The sequence below is a fragment of the Streptomyces sp. NPDC093085 genome, assembly GCF_040683935.1.
Classification (GTDB): Bacteria; Actinomycetota; Actinomycetes; order Streptomycetales; family Streptomycetaceae; genus Streptomyces.
Genome location: NZ_JBFBFB010000006.1, coordinates 407,602 through 425,501, shown reverse-complemented (window position 1 = coordinate 425,501; position 17,900 = coordinate 407,602). Strand labels below are relative to the sequence as shown.

Annotated in this window: 13 protein-coding genes; 9 read left to right on the top strand and 4 right to left on the bottom strand. The window is 71.4% G+C overall.

Annotated elements, in window-relative coordinates:
* The first annotated feature begins 88 nt into the window (after positions 1 to 88).
* The 5 genes from AB0O07_RS20620 (at position 89) to AB0O07_RS20600 (ending at position 5,083) form a co-directional block, all read left to right on the top strand.
* The gene (locus tag AB0O07_RS20620; RefSeq protein WP_365635231.1) at positions 89 to 448 is read left to right on the top strand and encodes a hypothetical protein; all 360 of its coding nucleotides are present in this window, start codon (positions 89 to 91) and stop codon (positions 446 to 448) included.
* Positions 449 to 730: 282 nt separating this feature from the next.
* Positions 731 to 2,998 (top strand): hypothetical protein, encoded by a 2,268-nt coding sequence (locus AB0O07_RS20615; RefSeq protein ID WP_365635229.1) that lies wholly within the window; start codon positions 731 to 733, stop codon positions 2,996 to 2,998.
* A gap of 6 nt (positions 2,999 to 3,004) precedes the next feature.
* Positions 3,005 to 4,018 (top strand): hypothetical protein, encoded by a 1,014-nt coding sequence (locus AB0O07_RS20610; protein WP_365635226.1) that lies wholly within the window; start codon positions 3,005 to 3,007, stop codon positions 4,016 to 4,018.
* A gap of 78 nt (positions 4,019 to 4,096) precedes the next feature.
* Complete coding sequence (locus tag AB0O07_RS20605; RefSeq protein WP_365635223.1) at positions 4,097 to 4,762, top strand: hypothetical protein; 666 nt, start codon at positions 4,097 to 4,099, stop codon at positions 4,760 to 4,762.
* 87 nt (positions 4,763 to 4,849) lie between these two features.
* Complete coding sequence (locus AB0O07_RS20600) at positions 4,850 to 5,083, top strand: DUF397 domain-containing protein (RefSeq protein ID WP_365635220.1); 234 nt, start codon at positions 4,850 to 4,852, stop codon at positions 5,081 to 5,083.
* A 149-nt stretch (positions 5,084 to 5,232) separates the two neighbouring features.
* Here AB0O07_RS20600 and AB0O07_RS20595 read toward each other — a convergent pair whose 3' ends face one another.
* The 4 genes from AB0O07_RS20595 to eccB all read right to left on the bottom strand — a co-directional run bounded on the left by AB0O07_RS20595 (position 5,233) and on the right by eccB (position 9,192).
* Positions 5,233 to 5,541 (bottom strand): WXG100 family type VII secretion target, encoded by a 309-nt coding sequence (locus tag AB0O07_RS20595; RefSeq protein ID WP_365635218.1) that lies wholly within the window; start codon positions 5,539 to 5,541, stop codon positions 5,233 to 5,235.
* Positions 5,542 to 5,598: 57 nt separating this feature from the next.
* The gene (locus AB0O07_RS20590) at positions 5,599 to 5,955 is read right to left on the bottom strand and encodes a hypothetical protein (protein ID WP_365635215.1); all 357 of its coding nucleotides are present in this window, start codon (positions 5,953 to 5,955) and stop codon (positions 5,599 to 5,601) included.
* Between the two features lie 404 nt (positions 5,956 to 6,359).
* Complete coding sequence (mycP, locus tag AB0O07_RS20585) at positions 6,360 to 7,625, bottom strand: type VII secretion-associated serine protease mycosin (RefSeq protein ID WP_365635213.1); 1,266 nt, start codon at positions 7,623 to 7,625, stop codon at positions 6,360 to 6,362.
* Positions 7,626 to 7,650: 25 nt separating this feature from the next.
* Positions 7,651 to 9,192, bottom strand: coding sequence for a type VII secretion protein EccB (gene eccB / locus AB0O07_RS20580; protein WP_365635210.1), 1,542 nt, complete (start codon positions 9,190 to 9,192; stop codon positions 7,651 to 7,653).
* Positions 9,193 to 9,391: 199 nt separating this feature from the next.
* Between eccB and eccE the strand changes: the two genes are divergently transcribed.
* The 4 genes from eccE to AB0O07_RS20560 all read left to right on the top strand — a co-directional run bounded on the left by eccE (position 9,392) and on the right by AB0O07_RS20560 (position 17,900).
* Complete coding sequence (gene eccE / locus AB0O07_RS20575) at positions 9,392 to 10,675, top strand: type VII secretion protein EccE (protein ID WP_365635207.1); 1,284 nt, start codon at positions 9,392 to 9,394, stop codon at positions 10,673 to 10,675.
* A gap of 80 nt (positions 10,676 to 10,755) precedes the next feature.
* Positions 10,756 to 11,487, top strand: coding sequence for a hypothetical protein (locus AB0O07_RS20570; RefSeq protein WP_365635327.1), 732 nt, complete (start codon positions 10,756 to 10,758; stop codon positions 11,485 to 11,487).
* Positions 11,488 to 11,875: 388 nt separating this feature from the next.
* On the top strand, positions 11,876 to 15,790 hold the full coding sequence (locus AB0O07_RS20565; RefSeq protein WP_365635204.1) for an SCO5717 family growth-regulating ATPase: 3,915 nt from the start codon (positions 11,876 to 11,878) through the stop codon (positions 15,788 to 15,790).
* 196 nt (positions 15,791 to 15,986) lie between these two features.
* Positions 15,987 to 17,900, top strand: coding sequence for an ABC transporter substrate-binding protein (locus AB0O07_RS20560; protein WP_365635201.1), 1,914 nt, complete (start codon positions 15,987 to 15,989; stop codon positions 17,898 to 17,900).

Sequence of the window (17,900 nt, the reverse complement as noted above, 5' to 3'; positions counted from 1 at the left end):
ATGTCTGCCGACAACGAAAGAAACGGGGGAGGAACCTCATGGGGTTCGATCAGGAGTGGAGCCAACTTCGGTCGGAGGCGACAGCGGCATGCGGCTGAACAGCGCCGACGCCGGCGGCGCCCCGTGGGGCGACGCGGACGTCGCCTCGACACCGGGCCAGAAGAAGGCCGCCGCGAACACGATAGAGACGGAGTTGGAGCCCGACACCAGGAAGGCCGGGAACTGGGCGGACGACGCGTCGGGCAAGGCCGTCACCGGCTTCGACGGCTGGGACACGGCGGCGGGCCTGAAGAAGGTCCGCGAGACCTGGGAATCCCAGGTCAAGACCCTGATGGGCCGCCTGTCGGCGGAGAAGGGCGCGCTCCGGGGCGCCGGCGGCCTCTTCGCCCAGAACGACCTGGCCACGGAGAGCGCCTTCAAGAACGGGTCGAAGCTGAACGGGCTGTAGGGCACGGCCTCTGACTGCCCGGAGCGCCCGGAGCGCCCCGAGCGGAGAACGGCATCGGGCGCGTACAGGGTGCTCTCACGGGCGTACGAAGCGCTCGTACGCCCGTGAGAGCACGGGCAGGGACTCGACGGGCAGGGACATCGACGGGCGGGAACACGGCCCCGGGCACGGCGACGGGCCGGGGTGTGAGGCGGCCCCGGGCGCGGCAGCGGGCCGGGGCGTGAAGCGGCGACGTTTTCTCACGGGGAGAGCAAGAGAGACATGCTGACGTACGAAGACGTCATGACGACCGACTTCGGCCTGCTGACCACGGCGGCGGGCAAGTGGGACGACATGGCGGCCGAATTCAAGAAGGTCGAGACCCGCTACAAGGAGAGCGTCCAGTCCATCACCATGGGCTATCAGTGGCAGGGTGCCAGCGCGATGGCGGCGCACACGAACTTTGCGGCGACCCGCTACGAGTACAAGGCGGCCCAGACGCAGGCCAAGGCGATCGCGAGCCTGCTGCGCGACGCCCACGAGCAGTTCGTGGAGTTGAAGAAGCGGGTCGAGTCGGCGCGGGACGACGCGATCAAGGCGGGGATGAAGGTCTCCGAGTACGGGACGGTCTCGTACGACTACGCGAAACTGAGCGACTCGGAGCGCACCGCCGTCCGGCACGATCCGGATACCCGCACCATCGAGCAGTCCTGGGCGAAACACATCAATGATCGCGTGAAGGCGGTCGACGACGCGGACAAGGGCGTCAAGCTGGCGCTGGCGGCCGTGGTCATCGACTCGTACGGGGACAAGAACGACGAAACCCTGGGCACCGGCTTCAACGCGCATGCCAAGGGCGACATCGAACTGTACGAGGCGGAGAACCAGAAGGAGATCGCCACCCGTATCAACAACGGGGAGAAGGTCTCCGCCGCGGAGTGGGCCGAATTCCAGCGGGCGTTCCGGGACAACGCCGACAACAAGGTCTTCAACCAGACGTTCCTCAACGGCCTCGGTCCGGACGGCGTCATCAAGCTCAACGACAAGCTGAACGATTTCACGCACGACAAGGACAGAAAGGCCGATCGCGACCAGTTCAAGGCCGTCCAGAGGGGACTGGCCAACTCGGTGGCCGAGGCGACCCGCGTTCCGGGCAGTGTCGCGGACGCGCCGCCCGGTTCGAAGAAGTACCGGGACTGGGTGGCGAGTTCCGACGGGAAGTTCTACCGGGAGTGGACGGAGGAGCTGGATAAGTCCGGCACGAAGAACTTCGGTTCGAACACGGAACCGCTTTACGGCTATCAGTTGTTCGTCGACATGATGGACCACGCCGACAGGAAATACGACGACCAGTTCCTGTATGCGCTGGGCGACGACCTCATCGCCGCCGAGAAGGACCATCCGGGCATCTTCACCAAGTGGGGCCGGGGTCATGAAGGGGTGAACACCGATGCCGTCGACGGACTGCTCAAGGTCATGAGCAAGAACCCGGACGCCGCCACCGCCTTCTTCGATCCGGATGGCAACGGGACCGGCGAGAACCACGTCTCCAACAACCATCTGAAGTATCTGGTCGGCAGCGGGGACGATACCCGCGAATGGCCGAAGAACATGGTCACCGGCCTTGGGACGAAGCCGTTCGACGACCCGGCGAGCCGGCAGGGCCTCGGCGCGGCCCTGGAGGCCGCCACGACCGGGCATCCGCCGCTCAAGGAGGGCCAGTCCGGCGGCGAGCCCGGCCCGCACACCGCCGCACAGGCCCGGGTGATGCAGGAGACCATCAACACCCTCGACAGCAAGGCGGGCGGCGAATCCGTCCACCAGAACCTCCAGAGGAATCTCGGGCGGGCGCTGGCCGACTACGCCCAGGACAATCACAACATCCTTGCGGAGAAGGGCACGAAGTACGGCAGCCCCGAGGGGATGGACGACATCTGGACGAACGATTCCGGCAAATCCGGAATCACCGTCGGAAAGGACAGCCTCATGCGTGTGATGCGCGGGGTCTCCTCCGACGACCAGACCTATGCCCTGCTCTACGACACCCAGCGGGCGTACGCGATGGATCAGCTCGCCGAGGCTCCGAAATCCGGCGGAGAGGGCCACGAGGCGTGGAAGAACCCGGCGAGTGATGTGGGCTCCGTACTGGGCGCGATGAACTCGATCGGCTCCGATGTGATTCTGGACGAACGGGACGGAAAGATAGCCGCCGTGAACGACCAGGCACGGTACGCCTATCACTTCGCCGGTGCCCCGGTGACCGGACTTCCGGTGTTCGGCGACACGGCGCAGCGACTGATCGACGCGGCGACCTACGAATGGTCGAAGGATGTCAGCTCGGCGGCGTCCTCGGCGGCCCAGGAGAAGAACTCCGAACATTACGCGTCCGGAATCGGCGGCACGTACAGCATGATCGACAGTTGGGCCCAGGACCGCGGCGTGGACATCACGGACGAGAACAACAGCAAGAAGGACCCGAACTGGGATGCCTGGCAGGCCATGCGGCGCGAGGCCAAGCAGTCCTATTCCAGCTCCCGCGGCGACGCCGCGGTCAACCTCGGATGGGAATGACCCGCCATGCCCGTACGTCTGCCGGCACGACTGCCGATACGTCTGCCCCGATCCCGGCGTGCCAGGTGGACCGCCATCGCGGTCCCGGCTGTGCTCGCGCTCCTCGGCGGAGCGTTCCTCACGTACAACACCCATGTCCTCGGCCCGGAGAAGCTCTGTCACGGGCTGGTGTCGGCCGAGGACGTCAAGCGGGCGTTTCCCGGCATGGGACGGCTGAGCGGTGAGGACTCCGGAACGGGCCGGAGCCGGAGCTGCACGGTGGAGCGGAGCGCCGTGGGCACCGGAGACGCGCGGTTCTCGCTGCGGGTGTCCTCGGAGACCGCCTCGTTCCCCTTCGACGTGGGCCATTGGGAGATGACCGCGAGCGGTGACGTCCTGACCGGTGCCACGCCGGGTACGGCCGATCCGTACAAGGGCTGGGTCCTGCTGCCCTCCTCGTGCGCGGCGCTCTCCGGCCCGGCAGGACCGGCCGGCTCGGCCGGCCGGCCGGTGCTGCGGGTCTCGGTGGAGAAGGGCAGCGCGGAGCCCGCCGCTCTGGCGCGGCTCCTCGCGGCGGCGGCCGCGTCCCTGACCGCCGAGAGCGGCTGCCCGCCCCGTACCGGGGCGGGCGGGGACGACGTACAGCCGGCCTCCGCGGTCTCCCCCACCGACCTCGGCCGGGTCTGCTCCCTGCCGGGGTTCCGGCTCGGCAAGGTGACCGGACCGCGCGGCGGAACCGTACAGGAGCGGACATCCGGATCGTTCGACACCGCGTGGTTCTGCGACCTCTCCTTCACCGGGGACGAGCGCGACGGCCCCTTCACCACACTGGCCGTCGTCAAAGACCCGGAGCTGGCCGCGGTGCTCAAGGAGCGGAACGTGAAGAAGGCCACGTGCGGGGGCCGGGAAACATACTTCTTGCAGGACAACGCCACCTACCCGTGGGAACCGGAGGAGCGCGCGGCGGCGGGGTTCCCGGCCGAGAGCGAACTGAGCGACCTCTTCTCGGAGGCCGCGCGCAAGGCACTCCACTGCTCATGACCAGTTGCTCATCAACCGTCACTCATCAACCGTTGCTCATGAACCGTTGCTCATGAACAGTCACCGAGGAACAGCAGAATGAAGAAACGCCGGTACGGGCTTCCCGCCCCGCTCCCGTTCGCCGCCCTCGCGCTCGCGTGGCTGTTGAGCGGCTGTACGAGCGGCGCGGAGCCGGTGAGTGTGAAGGAACTCGTCAGGATCGCGGACGAGGCCGGGCCGGGGAAGAACGGGAAGCCTGCCGAGCTGGACGCCTGTCCGCTCCCGTACGACATCGGGAAGGCCGCCGAGGCGGCAGGAGTGACGGCCGGGAGCGGAGCGGGAGGCGGCGGGGACGGGCCGGCGGCCACGGTCGAGGGCGGGAAGTACGCCGCTTCCGGAGATCCGTTGGACGTCAACCCCGGTGCGCTGGTGAGTTGCGCGTTCCGGCTCGGGGACGAGGACGTGGAGGTGCACACGATCGGCACCGAGCGGCCCTCGGCGCTCGCCGTGCTGGCCCCGGCGATCCAGGCAGCGGCGAAGATGAGGACGGAGGACCTCGCGGCGTACGTCGACAAGGCCGCCCAGGGCGCTCCTGGGACGCCGCTGGTGTCCGGGAGCGGGAATGTCGCCTCGGTGCCGCTCAAGGACGCCGACGGGGGCTCCACCGGCCTTGTGGTGGCCGTGGCGCCCGACGCGGGGAAGACCTCGCTGAGCCGGGCGCAGATCGAGGGTCTGGCGAAGGCTCTCGTGTCGCAGGCGGGGTGAAGCTCCGCGACCGGCGTGAGCGACAGCACCGACTACGGATACTTTGGTCTGCGACTCCGTACCGTGACGAGGAAGGGGAGGACCCTGATGGGTACTCAGCAGGAGAAGGACGAACTGTACGCGCTGGACATCAGCGGCGTGGAGTGGCAGGGCGCTCCCGGTACGAGCCCGGACGAGGAGCGCGTGGAGATCGCCTACCTGCCGGGCGGCGCCGTCGCGATGCGGTCGTCCCTCGACCACGACACCGTGCTGCGGTACACGGAGGCCGAGTGGCGGGCGTTCGTCCTCGGCGCGCGGGACGGGGAGTTCGACCTGGAGTAGGGCCGGGAGCGGAGAGCGGGACGCCGGGGCGGCCCGGCGGACGTGTCGTTCCCGGGAGAGGCCGAGGGGCACGCGCGGTACGTGTACGTACGGTGCGTGCCCCTCCCCGTGTTCCCGGTGGTGGGCCGGTGGCGTCAGCGCGCCTCGGCTCAGTACGCCTCGGTGAAGTAGCGCGACGCCTTGTGGTCCGTGGCGCGGTAGCCGTCCTTGCCGCTCTCGATCAGCTTGGCGACCTTCTCCAACTGGTCCTTCATGTGCGTGGCCTTGCCCTTGTACTTGCGCTGGAGCGCCTCGTACTCGCGGTGCGCCTCACCGTCCCAGGTGTCGGTCACCACCTTGAGCGCGTTGTCCATCTGCTGGAGGTCCTTGATGATGTTCTTCGAGACCGTACGGACGCGGTCGGCCATCTCCTGAACGGACTCGTACCGGACCCGGGTGCCCGGATCTGTGCCGGCCATGGTGTTCTCCTCGCTGTGTGATGGGGCGGCCGTGGGGCCGCGGGCGGAGCGGGTGGTTCAGATGCCGTTGAGGCCCGAGGTGTTCGGCGGCGGGGCCGGGGCCTGGGACTTGGCGGCGGCGAACTGGGCGCGCACGTCCTCGTCCTGTTCGTTGCTCAGGTTCTTCGTCGCGCCGACAGCGTGCTCCAGGACGGTGAGCAGACGGAGGATCTCGTCGTGGTCCTCGTTGATCATCACCTGGGCCGAGACGAAGCCGCCGGCGCCCACACCCGTCCAGCCCGCGCTGACGGTGGCGATGATGTCCGCCAGCTCCCTGGACTGCCTGGAGACCGCGTCCTTGGTCTCCGCGATCTTGTTCTTGGCACTGACGACCGGGTCGTCGGTAAGTCCGAACCCGCCTGAGGGGTTGCTCATCCGGAGTCCTATCTATCGGTTCCCGGCCCGGCGGACACCGTCGCCGCCGGGCTTCTTCTCTTCGCGCGCGCGGCCGGATCCGCCCGGGTGTGGTGCCCGGACGTTCCCGCTGGTACGTCGCGCCTGCCCCCGTGTCCCAGAAGAGGGGGAAGCAATGGGTGAGGGCGGCTTCTCCGTCGGGCGGGACGGTACGACACACCGCGTACCCGGACGGCGGGAATCCCCCGCGCCGTCCAGTGTTTCCCCCGCCATGTCAGGTCCCCCACGCCCCCGTCGGCCCCATGGGCTTCATCGCACTCGTGAAGCCACGGTCACTCTAGTCATATCCCTTCCCGCCCCCAACACGGGTTTCGGGGAGAGTCCGCCTTCACTCCGCCGAAAGCATCGCAAAGGACGGTGGTGGCTCACGTCAACCTGCGTGGACGCCGGCGCCGTGCGTCCCGCCGCCCCAGGTCTCGCAGCACGGTGGCCGAGCCGGCGACGACCGCGACGAGCACGGCGCCGATCCCCAGGGCGTAGGTGGCGTACCGCTCCGAACGTTCCTGCGGCGTCTCGGAGAGCGCGAGGTGCGCGGGCTCCGGCGCCGGCGCCTTGGGCGGGCCAGGGTCGGGACGCGGGGACTCGGGCGGGGTGTCGGCCTCGGCGAGCGCGCGGACCGGGTCTACGACGCCCCAGCCGACGAAGTCGTCGTGGCCGTTGACGCTGCGCTCGGCGGTCTGCTCGATCTGCGCGACGATCTGGTGCGCCTTCCACGTGGGGTGCTTGGCGCGCAGCAGCGCGGCGACGCCCGCGACGTACGGGGCGGAGAAGCTCGTCCCGTTGTCGACGCACTGGCCGTTGCCGGGGACGGTGGAGACGATGTCCACGCCGGGCGCCGCCACCCCGACGAACGCGCCGGCCTGGGAGAACGCCGCGCGCTCGTTGTTGCGGTCGGACGCGGCGACCGCGAGGACCCCGGGGAAGGCCGCCGGGTAGGTGTTCTTGCGCTTCCCGTCGACGCCGTCGTTGCCGGCCGAGGCGACGACCACGATCTCCCGGTCCAGCGCGCGGCGTACGGCGCGGCCGAGCGCGGAGTCCTCGGTCAGGGGCTTGGTGGTGTCCTGGGAGATGTTGATGACATCGGCATCGTGGGCGATGGCGTGGTCGATCGACTCCGCCATCGTGGTGTCGTTGCCACTGTTCTTCTCGTCGTTCTGGCGGATCGGGATGATGGTCGCCTCGGGGGCGAGCCCGACGAACCCGGTGCCCTTGCGGGGGCGTGCGGCGATGATCCCGGCGACCTTGGTGCCGTGACCGACCCGGTCGTCCGTGCCGTCGCCGTCGGCGCCCTTCTCCATCTTCTTGGCCAGGAACTCGGTTCCGGCGGCGGTGTCGACGGCCTTGCGGAGCTGCCGGTTGGTGTTGTCGACCCCGGTGTCGATGACCGCGACGCGCACCCCCTTGCCCTTGGTGTCCGCCCACAGTTCGTCGAGGATCACACGCTGGAGGGGCCAGGGGGTGTCCGCTATCTGCTTCTTCATCGGGAAGGCGCATTCGCCGCTGCCGTCCAGGCCGAGGGCCGGCAAGGCGGCTCCCTGGCCGTCTGCGGGCCGTTCGGCCCCCCGGACGGGGGGAACGGCCGCCAGGGCGGTCAGGGCCGTCACAGCGGCCACCACGGCCGTTGGTCGCATCAGAGACATCGGATCCCGGTCCCCCTCACGAGCCCTGCGGCTGGCGCGCGCTGTTGGTGTCGAGACGGGGCCCCTTCGACAGGAACTCCGACCAGGCGAGCGGGACCAGCGCCGGGGTGACCTTCTCGTAGCCGAGCCGTATCTGCGCCGCGCTGGGCTCGGGCCGGCCGTCCTGCTGCTTCTCCCCGTTCCCGGTGCCGATGTCGGAACGCGCCGCGTCACTGTCGCCGTTCGTCTGGACCGCGTACCGCAGTCCGGTGTCCGTCACCAGGAAGAGCGAACCGTCGGGGTTGGTCTGACGGCCCCGCACCTGCGTGTAGAGCAGTCCGCTGCCCGGGGTGACGTATGTGCTCGTCCCCCCTGCCGTGATGTCCGCGGGGTACGCGGAGCCGGCCCAGGTGGAGAGCGTCGCGCGGCCCTTGGCGTCGACGGAGCGCAGCACGCTGCACACGGTGTCGCGGGCGCCCGCGCCGCTGCCCGTGTTGACCTGGGTGGTGCGCCGTTCGGGCCAGCGCTTCTTCGCTCCGAAGGTCTCCGTGTCCGGGGAGAGGGCCTGCGCGTCCACGGTGTCGGCCTTACCGCCCATCTCGAGACCGCCGGTCTCCGGGGAGTTGATCAGCAGCCAGGCCGTGAACTCCGACACCGGCTGGACCCTGCCCTTGAGGACCACGTAGTGCTGCGGTCCCGCGCCGGTCTGGGCGAGCAGCACCTTGCCGACCCGGTCCTGCTCGGGCGTGAGCCCGCCGCCGACGCCCGCGTCGGCGGCGACGGTCCCGGGGACGTCGGGGAAGTCGATGGTGCTGCCGGTGCGCAGCGTGGCCAGCCAGTCGTCGGTGACGGCCTGCGGCTCCCGGTCACCGACCAGGGCGCGGGTGAGGTTGTCGCTGGCCTTCTCGCGCACCAGGTACTTCGTACCGTTGGCGTCGACCAGGTAGCGGTCGCCCTTCTGGCCCTTCACATAGAGCACCTGGGCGCCGGAGAGCCGCTGCCGGCCCTCGGTCCTGGCGAAGTCGCGGGAGGCGAAGAGGAACGCGGCCTTCTGCACGCTGGCGCCCTTGCCGCCGCCCGGCTGCTCGCAGACGGCCCACCGTTTGGGTGCGGCCGCCTCCTTGTCGCCCGGAAGGCGGTCAGGGGCGTACGGGATGCCGAGAACGGGGCCGCGCGGTGGCTCGCCCGCGTCCAGGATCGTGTCGGGCACCTGGATGACCGCGAACTCCTTGGGCGTGAGCAGGAGTCGCGCCGATGCCAGGTTCAGCACGGGGTGCAGCAGTGTCTCCTTCTGCTTCCCCTTGCCGGTGCTCAGCACCACGTACCGCGTGGTGGAGTCCTTGCCGACGATCACCTTGGTGTCGGGTTCCGCCCAGTCGGCGGGCGCCGTGGGCTTGAACATCCCCCACGCGCCGAACCCGGCCAGGATCAGCGCGCCGGCTATCAGCCCCGGGACGACGGCGCGCAGCGGTCTGGGCGCGCCCTCGTCGGTGGCCGTGGCCGTGGGTTGGAGAAATGCTGCCACCGTGCGCTTCTTCGCGAAGGTGTACGCGTTGAGCTCATCCCGCCGTGATGCCATGAGTCCCCATCGATGAAAAACGGCTCGGTCTCCCCCGAAGGGCAGGGCACCCCGGCAGGGCCGCCGGGCCCTGCCTGACTGTCGGACCGGCCCCCTACTATGCCTGTAGACGGGGTGTGCTGGTGGGGCGGGTAGGGTGAGCGCGCTGTCAACGCCCTGGTCCGCCAGGGTGATCGGGATGAATGGGGGGATTCTCCGCATGGCTTCAGCGACGCAGACGCGGCCTGCCGTGACCGCGCCGTCCGGCGCCGCGCCCCGAGGGCAGGCACGGCCCGCACTCCGGGCGCGGCCGGGGCAATTCGGACCTTTCCGAATGCAACAACTCGTCCTGATCGAGCTGGCGGTGGCGCTGCTGCTGGTGGCGTGGGTGATCAGCCCGCTGATGCTGGTCCCGGCCGGCGCGGTCGCCACGGTCCTTGTGCTGCTGGCCGTGGTGCGCCGCCACCGGCGCGCGCTGCCGGACTGGCTCTCCACCGTGCTGGCGCTGCGCGCCAGGACCCGCAGGGCGGCCTCCCTGGCGCTCCCCGCCGGTACGGAGCCGGGGCTGGCGCCCGCCGTCGAGTGCGACCCCGCGTTGCGCACGTACACGTACAGCGACCGGGACCGGCGCCCGGTGGGGCTGATCGGAGACGGCACGTTCCTGACGGTGGTGCTCCAGATCGAGTCGGACGCCACGGCGCTGCGCCCCGAGCGTTCGGCCAGGCCGCTCCCGGTCCGCCTGGTGCGGGAGGCGCTGGACGTGGACGACGTACGGCTGGAGTCCGCCCAGGTCGTCCAGCACACGCAGCCCGCGCCGTCCCCGTTCCTGCCGGAGCAGTCGGTCGCCGCCCGCAACTACGCGCCGCTACAGGCCCAGACGGGCTCGCCCGCCGTACGGCTCACCTGGGTCGCGCTCAAGCTCGACCCGGAGCTGTGCCCCGAGGCGGTCGCGGCGCGCGGCGGCGGTCTGGTGGGGGCCCAGAAGTGCGTGGTCCGCGCGGCGGACCAGCTCTCCAGCAGGCTGGCCGGCGCCGGGTTCAGCGCGACGGTGCTGACGGAGCAGGAGCTGACCGCGGCGATAGCCGTCTCCTCCTGCGCCAATCCGCTGGCCATAGCGCAGGCGGGACGCTCGGAGACACCCGCGCGGCGCACCTCGGAGACGTCGCGTACGTGGCGCTGCGACGACCGGTGGCACACCTCCTACTGGGTGGCGCGCTGGCCCGAACTGGGCGGAAGCGGCGCGTCCATGCCGCAGTTCGTCGCGCTGCTCACCTCGATACCGGCGCTCGCCACGACCTTCAGTCTGACGCTGGGGCGCGGCGAACGGCAGGGGGTGACGGTCAGCGGGCACGTACGGATCAGCGGGCGCAGCGACGAGGAGCTGGTGAACGCCCGTCATCAACTGGAGCGCACGGCCCGCGGGGTGAAGGCCGGGCTGGTACGTCTCGACCGTGAGCAGGGGCCCGCGGTGCTCGCCACTCTTCCGCTCGGGGGTACCCGCTGATGTCCGTACCGACGATGAGGCCCACGTCGGGGGCCGTCCCGGTGACCGGGACGCCCGCTGCCGGGGCGCCGCTGCCCGCGATGATGCGGGAACCGGTACGGGGCCGGGGCAGGCCGCGGATCGGCTTCGGGCTGATCGGGCCGCGCCGGGAGCGCCACGCGATGTCCGTGGACCAGTTGGAGGCGCTCGCGCTGCCGGTCGGGGATGACGGAGTGGTGATCGGTGTTGACGCGAACAACCGCCCTGCCGTGCTCGGCGTCAACCGGCCGACCCCGTACGACATCACCTTGATCGGCGGCTTGTGGACGGCCCAGGTGATGGTGTTGCGGGCCGCCGCGACCGGTGCGCGGATCGCGGTGGAGACGGGCCGTGCGCATGTCTGGGCCGCGCTCGCCCAGGCGGCGGGTGGGGGCACTCCTTGTGTCACCCTGCACGACGTGGGACGGGTGCCGCCGCAGGGCGCCTCGGCGGGCAGCCCGGTGATCGTCGTACGGGACTGCGGTATGCGACCGCCACGCGGCCGCGTGGTGTCGGCTCCCTGGCAAGCGGTGTTGACGCTGCTGCCGTACCTGAGTCCGGTGGCGCCTCGGCTGCTGGAGAAGTCCGCGCTCGTCGGCCTGCAACGGGTGTCGCCCGACGAGGCGGCGCAGATCGGCCGGATCATGAGTCTGCCGCGCGCCGAGACGGAAGCGCTGTCGACGCTCTCCGACGGGGTGACCCTCTGGTGCACTCCGCGGGACCGGCAGTTCGTGATGACCCAGGCGACGGACGCCGAGACCGGATTGTTGGGCAGCGCGCGCCGGATGGACTGAGACCGCGCCGTACGGTACGGGGCCCGGCCCGCGTGGCCCCGTACCGCCCGCACACAGGTCGCCACATGTCTCGATTCAGCCACCTTGCACCGTTCTGACAACCCCTTATGTCCGCTCCGTTCCGCCCCGTACGCCGCCCGGTGCTCACCCTCCTCATCTCCGGGGTCACTTGGGGGGAGCGCGGGGGCGGCGGAGCGGGCTTCCACGGGGCGGTCCGCCCTGCCGTATCCGCGCTGTTGGCGATTAGGGTGGGTGGGGGCGCGGGAGCAGCGAACCTGCGGGCAGACCGGCCGCGTCGCAAGGGGAAGAGCCGGGCGGACCGGAGCGAAGGATTCGGCCGCCCCCACCCACCACGGCACAAGGGTGCTCGACCACACCAGGAGGCAAAGTGAACGGCGATCGGGACGAGATCCGCGGCGGCTGGAACCGGCCGGCCGCGGACGATCAGTCCGACGCGGAGCCCGAGATGACGGGTGAGTTCACCATCGACTACACCCCGCCCGCCTGGTACACACAGAACGCGCCGGGGGACACGACCGGTGGTGGCGCGACGAGCGCACCGTCCTACGCGAACACTCCCCCGCCGCCCGGTGGGGCGCCCATAGCGGTACCCGGGCTGCCGGCGGGGGGCAGCTTCGAACCCAACTGGGCAGCGCGGCCCGCCGGCCCGGCGGGCGCCACACCCGCCGCCCCGGGACCGGCCGCTCCGGCGGCGCCCGTCGCGCCGGCCGCTCCCGCTGCTCCGGCTTCCGGCGGGGCGCCTGCGGCGTCCGCGGCGGCTCCTGGGCCCTCGCACGAGGAGACGGGGGCGTTCGGCGGCGGCGACGTGGAGAGCGGCGCGACGATGCGGTTCTCACCGACGGCGCTCAAGCGCGAGTTCGAGCGGCGCGACGCCGAGAAGGCAGCAGCGGAGAAGGCGGCAGCCGAGAGGACCGGCACCGCCGCCACGCCGGAGGACGGCACGCAGGCGGCGGGGGCGGGCACGCGCCCGGACGCCGCCGACGGGACGGCCCCGGCCGACGGCTCCGGTACGGAGGAAGGTGCCGCCGCCGAGGGCGGCGAGGGCGCGGGGAACGACGCGCGCGCCGATGCCGCGGCCGCCCCCGTGGACGCCGCGCGGGACGGGGCCCGGGAAGGGACGGAGGACGCGCGGGACGCCTCAGGCGCCCCTGACGCGCCAGATACTCCCGGCGCGAGCGCCGCCGTGGGTGACGGGGCGGAGAACGGCGCCCCGGAGGGAGCCGACGCCGCCTCCGTGCCGTCGGTGCCCGAGGGCTCGTCGGACGGCGAGGACGCCGCGTCCGACGGTGCGGTGAACGAGGTTACGGAGCCGGACGCCGCACCGGCGGACACGGCACCCGAGGCCGGAACCGAGGCCGCCAGCGGCCCCGGGAACGTGGCGGAGGCGGAGTCCGCCGCCCCGTCCGATGCCTCCGACGGCGGCATCGACGGCGTCGAGGACGCCGTCCCCGCGTCTCTCAAGGATGCGACCGACAAGGAGCCGTCCGACGCGGTCCCCCCGGCCGAACCGGAGGACGCCGTACCAGCCGTAGAGGACGCCGTACCGCAGGACGCGGTCCCCGCCGACGCGCCCCAGGACGCTCCCCCGGCCCCGCCGTGGGCGCTCCAGCCGGGGGCGGCGCCGGCCGCCGGACTGCCGCCGCTGCCCCCGGCGTTCCAGCCCGCCGCACCGGCCGCCGCGCCGCAGTGGTCAGGACCGGAGCACTCCGCCGAACCGCCCGCCGCCCCGCAGAGCCCGGTGCCCCCGGCCGGGACCACGCCGCCCGTTCCTGCCCCCGCCGCCGCACAGGCGCAGCCCCAGGACCAGCCTCCGGCGGCGCCCCAGGGGGCGAGCCCGTGGCCCGCGCTGCCCGCCGCCCCGCAGGCACCGGGCGGCTACGGCTTCCCGCAGCAGCAGCCTCCGGCCGGCCAGGCCCCGGCGCCCGCCGCCCCGGTGCCGGCCCTGCCCGCACCGGCGACGCCCGCCGCGGCGGCCCCCGTACCGGCTGTTCCGGCTCCCCTGCCGCCCGCGCCGCAGCCGCCCGCCGCGCTGCCGCCCGCGGCGTCCTCGGGCCCCTCGGCGCCCGCGCCGAACGCTCCGGCCCCGGACGGCCCCGTACCGCCCGCCGGTTACGGCTTCCCGCAACCGGGCGCCCCAGGGCTCCCCGTACCGGCGAACGCGGCGCAGCCGCTCGCGCCCCAGCTCCAGCCCCAGAGCGGTTACGGCTTCCCCCAACAGGGTGGATACGGATTCCCGCAGCAGGGCAGCCCCGGCGCCCCGGCAGGCGTCCCTGGGCAGCAGCACCCGGTGCCGCCCGGTTACGGCTTTCCCCAGCAGCAGGGCCGCCCGGACACCGGGGCGCCCGTACCGCCGTCCCCGCCGGCCCCTTCGGCGCCCCAGCCGTCGGCGCCCGGCACGCCGCACCTCCCCGCGCAGCAGGCTCCGCAGCCGCCCCAGGGGCAGGCCACACCGCCGGGGGCCGGGGAGCCGCCCCAGCAGTTCCACCAGGCGCTGCCCCAGGCGGCCCCCGGGGCGCCGCCCGTCGACCCCCGTACCGGTGCGGCGTGGCCCTCCCCCGTCGCGCACGACCAGCGCGAACGCTCCGTTCCCGGCGCGCCGCTCGGCTACACGGCGGCCGTGGAGCTCTCTTCCGACCGGCTTCTGCGCAACAACAAGCAGAAGCCCAAGAGCAGCCGCAACCCGTCCGGCGGTTCGCGCTTCAAGATCGGCGGGAAGGCCGCCGAGGCGGAGCGTAAGAGGAAGCTCGAACTGATCCGCACACCGGTGCTCTCCTGCTACCGGATCGCGGTCATCAGCCTCAAGGGCGGCGTCGGCAAGACGACGACCACCACCGCACTGGGCGCGACGCTCGCCTCCGAGCGGCAGGACAAGATCCTGGCGATCGATGCCAACCCGGACGCCGGCACGCTCGGCCGCCGCGTACGGCGCGAGACCGGTGCGACCATCCGTGACCTGGTGCAGGCGATTCCGCATCTGCACAGCTACATGGACATCCGTCGCTTCACCTCGCAGGCACCGTCCGGCCTGGAGATCATCGCCAACGACGTGGACCCGGCGGTCTCCACCACCTTCAACGACGAGGACTACCGGCGCGCTATCGATGTCCTGGGCAAGCAGTATCCGATCATCCTCACGGACTCGGGCACCGGCCTGCTCTACAGCGCGATGCGCGGCGTGCTGGACCTGGCCGATCAGCTCATCATCATCTCGACGCCCTCCGTGGACGGCGCGAGCAGCGCGTCGACGACGCTCGACTGGCTCTCCGCGCACGGGTACGCCGATCTCGTGCAGCGCTCCCTGACGGTCATCTCCGGGGTCCGTGAGACGGGCAAGATGATCAAGGTGGACGACATCGTGCGGCACTTCGAGACCCGCTGCCGGGGCGTCGTCGTCGTACCGTTCGACGAACACCTCGCGGCCGGTGCCGAGGTGGACCTCGACATGATGCGGCCGAAGACCCGCGACGCGTACTTCCACCTCTCGGCGCTGGTCGCCGAGGACTTCGTACGGGCTCAGCAGGCGCAGGGGCTGTGGACGGCGGACGGCCAGCCGCCGCCGCACCTCGCGCCGCCGATGCCGGGGCCACAGGGGCAGCCCGTCCAGGGCCGGCCCGCGGCGCCGCAGCAGGGGCAGGCGCCGTACGGGGCGCCGGTCCAGGGGCAGCCATACGGGCAGCCGACGCACGGTCAGCAGCCGTACGGGGCCCCGTACGGCGCTCAGCAGGGCCAGGAACAGGCTCAGGGGCGGCCGGGCCCGGCGCAGCCTCCTCAGCCCGCACAGGGCGCCCAGGGCGCGCCGCACCAGGGGCAGCCGTACCCGCCACAGCAGTACGGGCAGCCGCCGATGCCCCAGCAGCCGCAACCGCCACACGCGCAGCCGCAGCCCCACCAGGGTCAGCAACCGCACCAGGGACACCCGCAGCAGCCACCGCAGCAGCAGCCTCCGGTGTATCCGCAGCCGTACCCGCCGCAGCAGTACGGTGCGCCGCCCGGGCCCGGGGTCCAGCAGGGCTGGCAGCAGTCCCCGCCCTCCCAGGCGCAGTCCCCCGCGAGCCCGGCGGGCGCCCCGCAGCCCCAGCACGGGGCCCCCGGCCAGCCGGTACCGCCCGGTCAGCCGGTGCCCCCCGGGGGCCGGCCCGCCCTGCCCGGTCCGTACGGTCAGCAGCCGCCGGGCACCGTGCCCGCGGACCCGTCGGAGCAGCCCGACCCGCGGCACCCCGTACCGCCCGGCGGCTGGCCCCAGCAGCAGACCCCACCCGCACCGCCAGCGCCTCAGCAGTAGGGCGTCAGAGGTAGAGACCAATGAGAGGCCGCACCGTCTTCACGGTGCGGCCTCTCGGCGCATTACCGCAGACCACACGCGGTATGGGCGGCCGTTGACGCGGCCGACAACCGCTGATAAACCTTCGCTTCACCAGTTGACGAATCAGCATCAACCCGGCTTCTCCGTGCGAGTGATAACGCGAGGTCACCCTCCCATGGTCGAAAGAGTTCCGCCGCGTACGCCGCGGCAGGCCGCGCCGTGCCCCGCGCACCGGCCCGAACCCCGCCCCGTACGGCAGCGCCGCCGTCCCCGGCTCCGTCATCTCCTGGCCTCCGTCGCCGCCTCCGCCGCTCTGGTGGCCGGATCGGTGATCCCGCTCGGTCCGCTGCTCCCGGCGCCCCAGGAGGCCCGTGCAGCCGACGGAAAGAACGTCCTCACGGTCGCGGTCAGCCAGTCGATCGACTCGCTCAGCCCGTTCCTGGCGCAGCGGCTGACCAGTACCAGCATTCACCGGCTGGCCTATGAGTACCTCGTCAACTACGACCCCAAGGACGCCCATCCCGTCCCGGGCTTCGCGACCGCGTGGAAGCCGTCGGAAGACAAGTTGACGTGGACGTTCACCATTCGTGACGACTCGAAGTGGTCGGACGGGCAGCAGGCCACCGCCGAGGACGCCGCCTGGACGTTCAACAAGATGATGTCGGACCCGAACGCCGCCGTCGCCAACGGCAGCTTCACCGCCAACTTCGAGAAGGTGACGGCGCCCGATCCGACCACCTTGGTCGTCAAGTTGAAGAAGCCCCAGGCGACGATGACAGCGCTCGACATACCGATCGTCCCGAAGCACGTATGGGAGAAGGTCGGGGACTTCTCCACGTTCAACAACGACAAGACGTTCCCGATCGTCGGCAACGGTCCGTTCGTCATCACGGACTACAAGGTCGATCAGTACGTCAAGCTGAAGCCCAGCAAGGACTTCTGGCGGGGCGCGCCCAAGTTCGACGAACTGGTCTTCAAGTACTACAAGGACGGGGACGCCGCCGTCGCGGCGCTTCAGAAGGGCGAGGTGTCCTTCGCCGCCAACCTCACCCCGGCCCAGGCAGCGGCGCTCAAGAGCGCCAAGGACATCAAGGTGAACAACGCCCCGGGGCGGCGCTTCTACGCCCTCGCGGTCAACCCCGGCGCACGCGCCAAGGACGGCAAGAAGTTCGGCAACGGGAACGTCGCGCTCCAGGACCCCGCCGTGCGCAAGGCGCTCTTCCAGTCCGTGGACCGCGGCACGATCATCGACAAGGTGTTCCAGGGGTACGCGGTCGAGGGCGAGGGGTACATCCCGCCGCGCTTCACCTCGTACTTCTGGAAGCCCTCGGAGAGCCAGAAGATCGCGTACGACCCGGCCGAGGCGGCGAAGACGCTCGACGCCGCCGGCTACCGGAAGAACGCCGAGGGCAAGCGGCTGGGCAAGGACGGCAAGCCGCTGGACTTCCGGATCCTGTGCCACGCCACCGACCCGAACGACAAGTCGATCGGCAAGTACCTCCAGGAGTGGTGGGGCACGCTCGGCATCGGGCTGAAGGTCGACTGTCTCGACAATGTCTCCGACCCCTGGCTGGCCGGTGACTACGATCTCGCCTTCGACGGCTGGTCCGTCAACCCCGATCCGGACTTCGTCCTCTCCATCCACACCTGCGGGGCGCTGCCCGCCACGCCCAAGGACTCCGGCGCCACCGACAACTTCATCTGCGACAAGCAGTTCGACGAGCTGTACGCGCGGCAGGTAGCGGAGTACGACGCCGCCAAGCGGGCGGATCTCGTCAAGCAGATGGAGTCGCGGCTGTACGACATCGGGTACATGAACGTCATGGCGTATCCGAACGCGGTCGAGGCGTACCGCACCGACCAGATCAAGTCGATCACGACGATGCCGGAGGCGGCCGGGAACATCTGGGGCCAGGACGGTTACTGGAGCTGGTGGTCCGCGACGCCCGCCGACGGCACGGGGGGCGCTTCGGGCGGTTCCTCGTCGAACGGGGCGCTGATCGGGATCGGCGCGGCCGTGGTGGCCGCCGCGGCGCTCGGGGGCTTCTTCGTGCTGCGGCGCCGCTCCACCGCGGAAGACCGTGAATAG